At 44.7% G+C, this 12318-nt stretch carries 10 protein-coding genes; 1 reads left to right on the forward strand and 9 read right to left on the reverse strand.

Features of this window, described 5'->3' with window-relative positions; all coding sequences use genetic code 11:
• Positions 1–25: 25 nt before the first annotated feature.
• Positions 26–1996: a monovalent cation:proton antiporter-2 (CPA2) family protein gene (locus GSF13_RS17520; RefSeq protein ID WP_174170041.1), complete on the reverse strand. Its 1971-nt coding sequence runs from the start codon at positions 1994–1996 to the stop codon at positions 26–28.
• A gap of 153 nt (positions 1997–2149) precedes the next feature.
• Between GSF13_RS17520 and GSF13_RS17525 the strand changes: the two genes are divergently transcribed.
• Entirely contained in the window at positions 2150–3046 is an 897-nt protein-coding gene (locus tag GSF13_RS17525; protein ID WP_102057103.1) for a GGDEF domain-containing protein, read from the forward strand.
• 34 nt (positions 3047–3080) lie between these two features.
• On the opposite strand, the gene GSF13_RS17530 is transcribed toward GSF13_RS17525, so the two are convergent.
• The 8 genes from GSF13_RS17530 to fabZ form a co-directional block, all read right to left on the reverse strand.
• On the reverse strand, positions 3081–3428 hold the full coding sequence (locus GSF13_RS17530; RefSeq protein WP_206471036.1) for a hypothetical protein: 348 nt from the start codon (positions 3426–3428) through the stop codon (positions 3081–3083).
• A complete protein-coding gene (gene tilS, locus GSF13_RS17535; RefSeq protein WP_211866554.1) occupies positions 3421–4728 on the reverse strand; it encodes a tRNA lysidine(34) synthetase TilS in 1308 nt (435 codons plus the stop codon). Before tilS ends, GSF13_RS17530 begins: the two co-directional genes overlap by 8 nt.
• An 86-nt stretch (positions 4729–4814) precedes the next feature.
• A complete protein-coding gene (gene accA, locus GSF13_RS17540; protein ID WP_010606782.1) occupies positions 4815–5771 on the reverse strand; it encodes an acetyl-CoA carboxylase carboxyl transferase subunit alpha in 957 nt (318 codons plus the stop codon).
• Positions 5772–5787: 16 nt separating this feature from the next.
• A complete protein-coding gene (gene dnaE / locus GSF13_RS17545; protein ID WP_102057105.1) occupies positions 5788–9279 on the reverse strand; it encodes a DNA polymerase III subunit alpha in 3492 nt (1163 codons plus the stop codon).
• 2 nt (positions 9280–9281) lie between these two features.
• Positions 9282–9875: a ribonuclease HII gene (gene rnhB, locus GSF13_RS17550; RefSeq protein WP_010606780.1), complete on the reverse strand. Its 594-nt coding sequence runs from the start codon at positions 9873–9875 to the stop codon at positions 9282–9284.
• Complete coding sequence (lpxB, locus tag GSF13_RS17555; protein ID WP_010606779.1) at positions 9865–11019, reverse strand: lipid-A-disaccharide synthase; 1155 nt, start codon at positions 11017–11019, stop codon at positions 9865–9867. The genes rnhB and lpxB overlap by 11 nt, the downstream gene beginning before the upstream one ends.
• Before the next feature lie 72 nt (positions 11020–11091).
• On the reverse strand, positions 11092–11865 hold the full coding sequence (gene lpxA / locus GSF13_RS17560; protein WP_088530226.1) for an acyl-ACP--UDP-N-acetylglucosamine O-acyltransferase: 774 nt from the start codon (positions 11863–11865) through the stop codon (positions 11092–11094).
• Entirely contained in the window at positions 11865–12317 is a 453-nt protein-coding gene (fabZ, locus tag GSF13_RS17565) for a 3-hydroxyacyl-ACP dehydratase FabZ (RefSeq protein ID WP_010371351.1), read from the reverse strand. Before fabZ ends, lpxA begins: the two co-directional genes overlap by 1 nt.
• Position 12318 lies beyond the last annotated feature (1 nt).

The following is a 12318-nucleotide window of genomic DNA, read 5'->3' on the forward strand; positions in this document are numbered from 1 at the left end:
AAAAGCATAAATTTAAGAAACGTTATTACGGTAGGCCATCGAGTAAAAACTGCTCCGCACGTTCAACGCGGCGGGGTTTCCCCTTTAACAGCAAAACATCATTAACGCGTAAAACGGTTTGCTCATCTGGTTGAGCAATTTCTTCGCCGTCACGCCTTAACGCAGTAATATCAACGCGCTTAACGTTGAGCTCAAGCTCAGCAATCGATTTATTAACGGCAAATGCATGGTCAGGCAAAGCAATGGCATGCAGATATTCTAACCGCTCACCTGTGACTTCATGCAGATCACTGCTGTCTCCAGCAAAAAAACCATGTAAATACGGATAACGATTTTCTCGCTCTTTACTGACGCGACGAAAAATTCTGCGCATTGGCACACCAGACATGTACAACACATGAGAAACCAGCATCAAACTTGCTTCTAAAGTTTCTGGCACAACTTCTGCGACGCCCATGGCTTTTAATTGCTCCATGTAGCTGTCATCTTTCATGCGTACCAAGATCTTCACTTCGTGGGTACGCCGACGAATGGCGTCAACAACCACCTGCGTCTGTTCAAAGTCATCAAAGGTAATGATAACCAAGCGCGCTTTATCAATATTTGCTGACTTTAACAGCGTTTTTTGTGCCGCATGACCAAATAACACGGGCTCACCCGCAATTTGTGCGTCTTGTACAATTTGCGGGTTGCGCTCTACCGCAATATATGGAATAGCCTCTGGACGTAAAAATCGTGCGATAGTTTGACCAACACGCGCGTAGCCAAAAATCACAACATGATTTTTTAAATCAGCCGCGTTATAACCACTTGGCGCTTCGGGTTGCCAGTCTTTTTCTATTCCCAAGATATTGAGAATATGCGCGGTTTTACTAATAAGATAAGGCGTTAACGCCATAGACAACACGCCAAGCGTGATAAAGAAGGACACTTCATTCTTGTCTAATAATTGATGTTTACTGGCAAGAGCAACCAATACAAAGCCAAATTCCCCCATTTGCCAGATCAAAATACCAGCGCCCCAAGCGTCTTTTTTACGCTCTCCCATTAACTGCGCAACGCCAACGATGATCAACACTTTGATCACAAGCACAGCGCCAAGTGCTGCAACAATATAAATAAATTGGTCGAGCACATAAGGAATATCTAGTTGCATACCCACTGTGACAAAAAAGAGTCCCATTAGAATATCTCGAAACGGTCTAATTTCTGCCTCAAGCTGATGCCGATATTGGCTTTCCCCTAACATCATGCCCGCTAAAAATGCGCCGAGCGCCATTGAAAGTCCGAAGGCATAAGTGAGCGAACCCGCGCACAGGGCAACAACTAAAGTAGATAAAACAAAGAGCTCATCTGTTCTTACTAATGCGATTTCGTTAAATATTTTAGGTAGTAACCACTTACCTACTGCCCATAAAACCAGACACACAACCGCACCCTTAGCAAATGCAAAAAGTAGCGCTGACGCCAGCTCTGAATTACTCGCAGAGGAAATAAGCGGAAACGCGATGAGCAGCGGCACAACGGCAATATCTTGGAATAACAACATGCCAATACCGAGCTGACCATGACGTGTGTTGAGCATCCCCAGCTCCTTTAACAGCTTAACCACAACCGCCGTAGAAGAAAGTGCAATGAGGCTTGCAATCACAAATGCACCCACCCACTCATATTGCATAAAACGCAACACAAACATACCAATGATCGTGGTAACGATGACCTGCAAACTCCCTAAACCGAATACTACGTTTCGCATTGCCATTAATTTTGGCACGGAAAATTCAAGCCCTAAACTGAACAGTAAAAACACGATCCCAAGCTCGGCCATAAAGTGGATTTCTTGGCTGTCACTCATCCATCCAATGCCGTGACTGCCTGCAATGACTCCAGTGAGCAAATAAGCCAGAATAGGCGGCAAGCCAATCCGCTTAAAGGACCAGACTAAAATCACTGCACATAACAGCAAGGCAAAAACCTGCGCGAAGATACTTTGCAATCTGCCTCCTGAGCGAAAAAATTGACGGGGAATAAAGGTGGATTTCTTTTTCTTTCTCTTAAATATAGCAAGCGTTTGTTTTTAAGCCAGTTTAAATTTTTGGCACAAAGTTCGCATATTAATCATGTATTGTTGTATTTAAGGGGAAGAAATATGGAAAATGTCCATATTTTGACACAGAGATTGCCGACCAGAGGCGATTACTTGCCGTTCAATTCTGAACAGTATAGTACGCAAGGCGGTGAACACTACGCGCGATTAGTCGACAAACTTCAGACAACACTCAACATTGAAGAGCTGTTGACTATTTACGCGGAGCATGTGGCAAGAATTTCAAAAATTTCGGGGCTCCAGTTCCATTGTAGCCTTGGTGTCTTTCAGATGAAGGACAGCGATAGCCAATTTCCGGCTAGTACGTTTGATCTTGAGCTAGAAAAAGAGCACTTAGGACAGCTGGTGTATTTCAGTGAGTTTCCATTTAGTGAAGCGATCAAGGCAAAATTGTCAAAATTACACGCCTGTTTAATTTACCCAATGCGTAATGCCTTGATGTACAACCGTGTATTGCAATTAGCAACTAAGGACTCTCTAACAGGACTTTATAATCGCAGTCAATTTACTGACAATTTAGAAGAGAAACTCGAGCGTTGCCGTCGTCAACATCGTAATTTTAGCCTAATGCTTTTAGATTTAGACAACTTTAAGCAGGTGAATGATGTTCATGGTCATAAAGCCGGTGACGAAGTGCTGGTTGAGTTTTCACGTATTTTGCAAACCTCAACGCGCGCAACTGATTCGGTATTTAGATTCGGTGGTGATGAGTTCGCCATTTTAATTGACGATCCTGCGTTTACCACCAACAAGGTAATTGCAGAAAGAATTATGGAAGCCGTAAGAAAGTCGAGCATGTTGGCTAAATATACGGTGACCACGAGCATTGGCTTTACGCTGGCATCGAGCCATGATACTGCCGACAACATATTTGCTCGTTCGGATAGCGGCTTATACCGCGCCAAAGCAGCCGGACGAAACTGCGCTCGCGCAGTATAAAAAAACCACTTCCCCTTTTGCTCAGTGTTATGCGTTAACGCTGAGCACCTTTTCCTAAGTATAGGTAGGCCATCAGGGCAAGTGCCGCGCCGTTAAAAAATCCATTTATTACCCATGCAAGCGCAAGGAAATCGGGTAACACTGAAAACATCACCGCAAGCATTGGCGCAAGTAAGCCAAGAATAAAATACATTCCACCCTTACCATGCCAATACAGAAGTAAAAACACGATACTGATAATGCCTGACGCGGAAGCAAATATTTGATTTAGCCACACCACTTCACTCGACATAAAAAGTACGATAAACACCACCGCAGTGAACACCACCGCATAAGGTGCCTTTTGCGCTAACTGTTGGCCAATCTTTTTACTTTCAGTCATCTTTTACTACCCAAATAATGCCATTGTCTTCTGCGTGATCGGCACTCACAAACAGTCCGTTCACCGCAACCGGTGTATCATTGTAATAAACAACCGCAATAGAATCACGCTCCCAGCTTGGAATGTGTAAATCTTTTAGCCAATGTTTCAAGGTATTAGAGCCAGGTTTGCTCTGTGGTTTGATTTTATCTTTAAGTCTGCCGTAGCGAATGCTAACGATTTCGTCCGTGAAAGGTTTGCGGATCCCCTTGCCAGTTTGTAAAGCAACAGGTGTACTTTGTCCGCTGAGTTCGTTGAGGTTAACGGTCTCAATGTCATGCTTTTGGCTAGTTTCCGTTACCCAATAAAGTGCGTCACGATAGCGCCTCACTGCGCCTTGCTTAAAACGAATTTCAAGTTGACTGTCTTGGCGCGATAAAAACGCCTGTTGTACGATTTCATCTAGCTGTTTGTGACTCGGCATCTCTATGCCCTGCTTTGATAGCCACAGTCTGATAACATTATCTCTTCTTGCACAAGAGAGCCGTTGTAAAGCCGTGATATTTAGCGCCATCCGACAACGACACTTTTGCAAGTCTTCTTCACTCACCTCATCAATTATGGCTTGTTGGCGCTGTAAAATATCAATACTGCGCAGTGTGTTACCTACAAAACCATTGAATCGAGAGGTAAGTAGCGGGATCACCTGATTGCGTAAAAAGTTACGGTCAAACACATCGTCAGCGTTGGACTCATCAGTAATATGCTCAAGGCCAAACTGCTGTGCAAATGCTTCAATGTCACTGCGACTAACGGCAAGTAACGGACGAATACAATAGCGCCCAGATGGCAGCTGAGTAGTCGCTCTCATCGCTCCAAGCCCGAGTAATCCAGAGCCGCGCTTTAATCTCAGTAAGAAAGTTTCTACTTGGTCATCGGCATGTTGCCCAAGTACGATTGCAAAACCGGCTTTGGCCGCGTCATCTAATGCTTGATAGCGAGCTTCGCGTGCTTGCGCTTCAAGGCTAGTGCGGGTTTTCCGAGTAATGACAACCTGTTTTGCAACAAAGGGAACATTGAGTGTTTCACAAAGTGATTGGCAAAATTGCTGCCACTGCGTAGCGTGCTGTGACAAGCCATGATTAACATAAACCGCTTGGAGTATAACGTTATGCTTGTTTGCATATTCTCGACAAAGATGGAGCAACACAACCGAATCCACACCACCAGATAAGGCAATGCACAACCCTTTGGCGTCAAGGCTGGAACTCAATACCTTTAAACTTGACTCTACTTGTTGGTAAACCCGACTATTAATCATGTTTTCTACAATCAATAAAAAAAGCCGCTCAATAGCGGCTTTTTAACTTAAATTAGCATTGATATCAATACGAGCAGCAACCCGTATTAACAATAACCAAATGACATCAGGCGCTTATAACGCTGATCTAACATCTCTTCGGTGCTTAGCGCTTCAAGATCAGCCAAGTCACGTTTAAGCTGCACTTTCAGGTTTTTTGCCATCGCATCGTAATTGCGGTGTGCGCCACCTAGCGGCTCTTCGATGATATTATTGATAAGATCCAGCTCTTTTACGCGAGAAGCTGATACACCCATTGCTTCTGCTGCAAGGGAAGCTTTGTCTGCACTCTTCCAAAGAATAGAAGCACACCCTTCAGGTGAAATTACCGAATACGTGCTGTATTGCAGCATGTTTACTCTGTCACCTACCCCAATAGCCAACGCGCCACCAGAGCCACCTTCACCAATCACAGTACAAATGGTTGGCACTTTAAGCGCTGCCATCACCTTAAGGTTACGTGCAATCGCTTCACTTTGACCGCGCTCTTCAGCGCCTACACCCGGGTAAGCTCCCGGAGTGTCGATAAAGGTAATGATTGGCATCTTAAAACGTTCAGCCATTTCCATTAAGCGTAATGCTTTACGGTAACCTTCTGGCTTTGGCATACCAAAATTACGTTTGATTTTTTCAGCCGTATCACGACCTTTTTGCTGACCGATAATCATTACTGGCTTGTCGTCAAGACGTGCAACACCACCAAGAATAGCCGGATCGTTAGCAAAAGTACGGTCGCCTGCGAACTCGTCAAACTCGGTAAAAATGCGTTCAATATAATCGCGAGTATATGGACGAAGCGGATGACGCGCTAATTGAGACACTTGCCAAGTACCTAAACCATCGAAAATTTTCTTGGTTAGCTCAACATTTTTGTCTTTTAAGCGGCTTATCTCTTCTTCAAGGCTAAGATCTAAATCGCCAGAGCGGCTTACGTTTTGTAATTCTTTGATTTTTGCTTCCAATTCAGCGATTGGAAGTTCAAATTCAAGATAATTGAGGCTCATGCTCTAAACTACCTGTTTAGTTAAATTCTAATTCTAATTCCTGCGCCGCCAACAGTGATAAACGAGTTAAAAGCTCATCACTTGGCGTCACACACCATTGTGTTCCTAATGTTAACTCTGCTAATGCATCAGGACGCTGATATTTAATTTTTACCGGACACGTTCCAAATTTGTATGGTTCTAGCACTTTTTTGAAATTATCAAAGAAGTTCGCGTCAATTTGAGCCATATTTAGCGTCATTTTTATTGCACTAATACGCTTTTCTCGCGCCTGAGCAATGGTAGAGATTTCTCTTGCGGTCATTGTAATGCCACCAGAGAAGTTATCAAAGCTGACCTGTCCAGATATTACCAAGATTTGGTTAATTTGCAGCATTTCTTGGTACATTTCAAACTGTTCAGGAAATAAGCGTACATCAATTCGGGCACTTTTGTCATCTAAAGTGATAAGCCCCCAACGCGCTCCTTTTTTGTTTATCAAGGTACGAGCATTGATAACCAGTCCCGCCGCGGTTGCTACCGTATCACGATTACCGGGTTGTAAGTCAACTAACTTGCCAGAGGTATAATATTTTAATTCTTTACGATATTGGTTAATTGGGTGGCCTGTTAGATAAAGACCTAAGGTTTCTTTTTCCCCATTTAACCATTCTTTATCGCTAAGCGGCGTGGCTTTGATAAAGGCTTGCTCAACCTCCTCAGGCTCAACTGCTAGCAAACCAAATAAGTCGCTCTGTCCAAGTGATTCGGCTTTGTGATGCTGCTCTGCCGACTTCATGGCATCTTTTAAGCTTGCCAGTAAAGTCGCGCGCCCAGGCTGATCTCTGTCAGGGCCAAGCTTATCAAGCGCTCCTGCGTAAATGAGCTTTTCAATCACGCGTTTATTTAGACGCTTTAAATCAACTCGCGCACAGAAGTCGAATAAATCTTTAAATTCTCCCCCTTGGGCTCGCGCTTCAAGGATCGCTTCAACGGGGCCTTCACCCACCCCTTTTATCGCACCTAAACCATAGACGATCTCACCTTGAAGATTTACAGCAAATTTGTAGACACCGGCATTCACGTCTGGTGGTAGCAGCGTCAACTTCATATTTTCGCATTCATCTACCAAGGTTACGATTTTGTCGGTGTTATCCATATCCGCTGACATTACTGCCGCCATAAACTCGGCAGGGAAATGGGTCTTCATCCATAGCGTTTGGTACGACACTAACGCGTAGGCTGCGGAGTGTGATTTGTTAAAGCCGTAACCCGCGAACTTTTCTACCAAGTCGAAGATTTTCATGGCAAGTTCGCCTTCGACGCCATTATCTTTGGCACCATCTTCGAACGTTGCACGTTGCTTCGCCATTTCTTCAGGCTTTTTCTTACCCATCGCACGACGAAGCAAGTCAGCGCCACCTAGACTATAACCGGCAAGCACCTGCGCTATCTGCATTACCTGTTCTTGATATAGGATGATCCCGTAGGTTGGCTCCAGTATGGGTTGTAGACTTTCATGCTGGTATTGTGCGTCTGGATACGATACTTCTTCACGACCATGCTTACGGTCGATAAAGTTATCTACCATGCCTGATTGCAAAGGACCCGGACGGAATAGCGCAACCAGTGCGATCATGTCTTCGAAACAGTCTGGCTTCAAGCGACGGATCAAGTCTTTCATACCACGAGATTCCAACTGAAATACCGCAGTTGTTTGTGCGTCTAGTAACACTTTAAAACTTGCAGGGTCATCCAATGGGATCGCAGCGATATCAATCGGCTCACGACTTTCTCTACCAAGGCGTTCGTTCGCCATGTCGAGCGCCCATTGCAAAATGGTTAGCGTTCTTAGACCGAGGAAGTCAAACTTAACCAGACCTGCAGTTTCTACGTCATTCTTATCAAACTGGGTAACTGGGAATTTACCTTCTTCATCGCAATACAGCGCTGCAAAGTCGGTAATGGTGGTAGGCGAGATAACAACACCACCGGCGTGTTTACCTGCGTTACGCGTACAGCCTTCAAGAATACGACATTTATCAATCAGTTCACGAACTTCTTCATCGCTATCGTAAGCTTCAGGCAGGCGAGGTTCAACATCAAACGCTTTGGCAAGTGTCATCCCAGGGTCGCCAGGTACAAGCTTAGAGATCCTATCTACGAAGCCATAAGGGTGACCAAGCACACGACCAACGTCTCGAATTACCGCTTTTGCCGCCATCGTACCAAAGGTGATGATCTGAGATACGGCGTCTCGACCGTACAGTTTAGCAACGTGATCAATTACCTCGTCTCGTCTATCCATACAGAAGTCGACGTCAAAGTCTGGCATCGAAACCCGCTCGGGGTTAAGGAATCGTTCGAATAGAAGATCGAATTCAAGTGGGTCAAGATCTGTGATCTTAAGCGCATATGCCACCAAAGAGCCGGCACCGGAACCACGACCAGGACCTACAGGGATGCCGTTATCCTTACTCCACTGAATGAACTCCATTACGATTAAGAAGTAACCTGGGAATCCCATTTGGTTGATAACATCGAGTTCAACCTGCAGACGGTCGTCATATTCACCACGCTTTTCTTTGCGATCATTTTCATCAGGAAATAAGAACTGCAACCGTTCTTCTAGGCCATCTCGCGACACTTTTACCAAGAAATCTTCAATCGCCAGATCGCCCGTTGGATAATCTGGTAGGAAGTAGGTGCCAAGCTGTACCGTCACGTTACAGCGTTTGGCGATTTCTACGGTGTTTTCTAAAGCTTCTGGAATGTCACTAAAGAGCGCTTGCATTTGCTCAGAAGTCTTTAAATATTGCTCTTTAGAAAAGCGTTTTGGTCGATTTTTGTCTTCTAATGTATAGCCGTCGTGAATAGCAACACGAATTTCGTGGGCATCAAAGTCTTTTTCGTGTAAAAACACCACTTCATTCGTCGCAACGACGGGTATATTACGCGCAGCCGCGACCTCCACAGCACCATGGAGATATTCTTCTTCTTGTGCACGTGCTGTGCGTTGCAGCTCAATATAAAAATGGTCGCTAAAATGTTGCTCGTAAAACGCCAGCGTTTCTTCAATTAGCTTAGGATTGCCTTTTAAGATGGCTTTACCTAAATCGCCATCTTTCGCGCCCGAGATAAGGATCAGCCCTTCTTTGTATTTGGCGAGCCATTCTTTATCAATAACAGGACGATGGAATACATGACCACGAAGATAGGCATCGGAGATCAACAAGGTGAGGTTTTTATACCCTTGATTGTTCTTGGCGAGAACGAGAATTCGGCTTGGTTCATCAGGAAACTGATCTGACTTCAGCCAAAAATCCGCACCAATTATTGGCTTAATCCCTGCCCCGTGTGCGCCACCATAAAAACGCACCAAACCACATAAGTTCATTTGATCGGTGATGGCAAGCGCAGGCATTGCAAGCTCTTCGGCCCTAGCCACAATTGGTTTGGTCTTTGCTAGACCATCCACCATTGAGAAGTCACTGTGTACACGCAAATGGACAAATTGCGGGGCTGGCATGTTTACTCCTTCTCGGCCAAAATTCGTTGCACAGGCTTAAAGCTTGTACGGTGATGCGGAGTAACACCATGTGCTTCGAGTGCGGCAAAATGGGCTTTGGTTGGATAACCTTTGTGGCCTGCAAAACCAAACTCTGGATATTCCGCATCGAGTGCTAACATCTCATTGTCTCGGGTGACTTTCGCCAATATGGATGCTGCACTTATCTCGGCAACTAGGCTATCCCCTTTTACAACTGCGGTTGCCGCAACACTTAGCTTAGGTAAACGATTTCCATCAACAAATACATGATTTGGTTGAATTTCCAACCCTTCAACTGCGCGTGTCATCGCCAACATCGTTGCGTGAAGAATATTCAGATCGTCAATTTCTGCAACTGATGCTCTCGCAATGCAGTAACATAATGCCTTTTCTTTTATTTCTTCTGCCAATGCAATGCGCTTTTTCTCTGACAGTTTTTTTGAGTCGGTTAACCCTACTATTGGTTTGGTTGGGTCTAAAATAACGGCAGCGGTCACAACGTCACCCACCAACGGGCCACGTCCTACCTCGTCAACGCCTGCAATATACTGCACATCAGGACGTTCAATTTGCATCTATTAACTCCATTACAGCCTGAGCCGCTTGTTTGCTGGCATTTAGGCGAATGTTCTCATGTATCTCGTAAAACTTTCTAACAAGCTTACTATTATTGCCCTTTAACATCGGGAAAAGTGCATCAGCGAGTGCGTCAGGATTACATTCTGCCTGTAAAAATTCAGGCACAAGTGGTGCGTCAGCCAATAAATTCGGCAAAGCAAAGTATTTGATGTTAAAGGTAAAAAAGGTATTAAAAATCCAATAACTCTTAGGATTTAGCTTATACCCTACCACCATTGGCTTTTTATATAGCATCGCCTCAAGTGTGGCTGTACCCGAGGCCAGTAAAACGCTATCCGCAGCTTGCATTGCCAGTGCTGACTGGCCGTCAAGCATAATCGGGTTCAATTCCGGCGCAACTTCCTTCAAGGCTTCCAAAAACTGCGCTCTGCGCTTTTCGTTTACCAAAGGCACGACGATTTTTAAGTCGGGAATTTTATCGACTAGTTTTTTTGCAGTGGCAAGGTAAGTGCGACTCAATAAGCCAACTTCAGAGCCCCGGCTACCAGGAAGCAGTGCTAAAACCGTATCATCTTGACTTAAGCTCAGCTGTGCACGCGCACCTGCGGTATCCGGCTCAAGTGGAATTTCATCCGCTAGCGTGTGACCCACAAATGTACAAGGCACTTCATGTTTATCATAAAAGGCTTTTTCGAACGGCAGCAAAGACAGCACTAGGTTAGTCGCTTCAGCAATCTTATGGATGCGTTTTTGACGCCACGCCCACACACTTGGGCTTACATACTGAATGGTTTTAACCCCAGCCGCTTTCAACGGTTTTTCAACACGCAAATTAAAATCCGGCGCATCGATACCGATGAATACATCGGGTGGATTATCAATAAAGTAATTCACCAATTGCTTTTTAATTTTTAGCAAGCGAGGTAAGCGACCAAGCACTTCGACTAGTCCCATAACAGCCAGTTCATCCATGTCAAACAGGCTTTTACAACCAGCTTGTTGCATTTTAGGACCACCGATCCCGACAAAATTGGCATTGGGGTAATGAAGTTTTAGCGCGTTTATGAGGCCTGCTCCGAGTATATCGCCCGATAACTCTCCTGCGACCACGCCAATGGTAATATTTTTTTCGTTAGCCATTGTTATTTTTCAGTATAAAAAAACGCCATACAAAATGTATGGCGTAAGTATAACCTGTATTGCGGTTCAAGTTTAGCGGATCAAACCACGATTAGAAGTCGCAATAAAATCAATCATTTGTTGAACTGCTGCGAACTCAGAAGCCTCTTCTTTTAGCGCTTCTAACGCATCTTCTAAACGCAGCCCCTTACGGAACAACGTTTTGTATGCGCGTCTTGTTGCCATGATTTCATCAGACTCAAAGCCGCGACGCTTTAAGCCTTCAGTATTAATTGCAACGGGTCTCGCTGGCGTGCCAGTCGTTGTAACAAATGGCGGCACGTCTTGGTTCACACCCGAGTACATACCAATAAAGGCATGTGAACCCACTTTACAAAATTGATGTACACCAGAATTACCCGCAAGGATAACCCAGTCACCAATATGTACGTGTCCGGCTACACTCGCATTGTTAGCGAAAATCACATTGCTGCCAATGACTGCGTCGTGTGCTACATGGGTGTAAGCCATAAATAAGTTGTTGCTACCAATTCGAGTGATCCCTTCGTCTTGAATTGTGCCACGATGGATGGTCGCACACTCACGAATAACGTTGTTATCACCAATAATTAGCTTGGTTGGTTCATCCTTGTACTTTTTATCTTGGCAGGCTTCCCCTACTGACGCGAATTGGAAAATGTGATTGCCTGAACCAATTTCAGATGGGCCTTTGATCACAACATGTGATTCAATCTTACAGTTATCGCCAATGACTACGTCATTGCCAATATAACTATAAGGGCCTACAGAAACATTCTCGCCTAGACGCGCGCCTGATTCGATAATTGCGGTAGGATGAATAGCCATTAAAACTCTCTTCTAGCACACATAATTTCAGCTGAACACACAGTTTTGCCTTCTACTTTAGCTTCAGCACTGAATTTCCAGATATTACGGCGTTCTTTTTCGAACTTAACGTGCAAATGCATCGTGTCACCCGGTAGAACAGGTTGTTTGAAACGTGCATTGTCAATCGCTGCAAATAAGTATAGTTCATTCTCGCTGCGATTCTCGACCGTTTTAAAACCAAGTAAACCAGTTGCCTGTGCCATCGCTTCTAGGATCAACACACCTGGGAAAATAGGTTGCTCTGGGAAGTGACCCGTGAAAATAGGCTCATTAATCGTCACGTTTTTAATCGCGTGAAGATATTCGCCAGGCTTAAAGTCTACCACTTTGTCAACAAGCAACATTGGGTAGCGGTGCGGAAGAAGTTTTAAAATCTCTTGGATATCAAAGCTGTTTAATTCGTTAGCCAAA

This window comes from Pseudoalteromonas sp. M8, from assembly GCF_018141365.1.
GTDB lineage: Bacteria > Pseudomonadota > Gammaproteobacteria > Enterobacterales > Alteromonadaceae > Pseudoalteromonas.

What these genes read in the sequence shown, in the direction of transcription:
- dnaE (WP_102057105.1), bottom strand. Translation starts at nt 9,279, where the DNA reads ATGCCAGCCCCGCAATTTGTCCATTTGCGTGTACACAGTGACTTCTCA.
- lpxB (WP_010606779.1), bottom strand. Translation starts at nt 11,019, where the DNA reads ATGGCTAACGAAAAAAATATTACCATTGGCGTGGTCGCAGGAGAGTTA.
- tilS (WP_211866554.1), bottom strand. Translation starts at nt 4,728, where the DNA reads ATGATTAATAGTCGGGTTTACCAACAAGTAGAGTCAAGTTTAAAGGTA.
- GSF13_RS17525 (WP_102057103.1), top strand. Translation starts at nt 2,150, where the DNA reads ATGGAAAATGTCCATATTTTGACACAGAGATTGCCGACCAGAGGCGAT.
- accA (WP_010606782.1), bottom strand. Translation starts at nt 5,771, where the DNA reads ATGAGCCTCAATTATCTTGAATTTGAACTTCCAATCGCTGAATTGGAA.
- lpxA (WP_088530226.1), bottom strand. Translation starts at nt 11,865, where the DNA reads ATGGCTATTCATCCTACCGCAATTATCGAATCAGGCGCGCGTCTAGGC.
- rnhB (WP_010606780.1), bottom strand. Translation starts at nt 9,875, where the DNA reads ATGCAAATTGAACGTCCTGATGTGCAGTATATTGCAGGCGTTGACGAG.
- GSF13_RS17530 (WP_206471036.1), bottom strand. Translation starts at nt 3,428, where the DNA reads ATGACTGAAAGTAAAAAGATTGGCCAACAGTTAGCGCAAAAGGCACCT.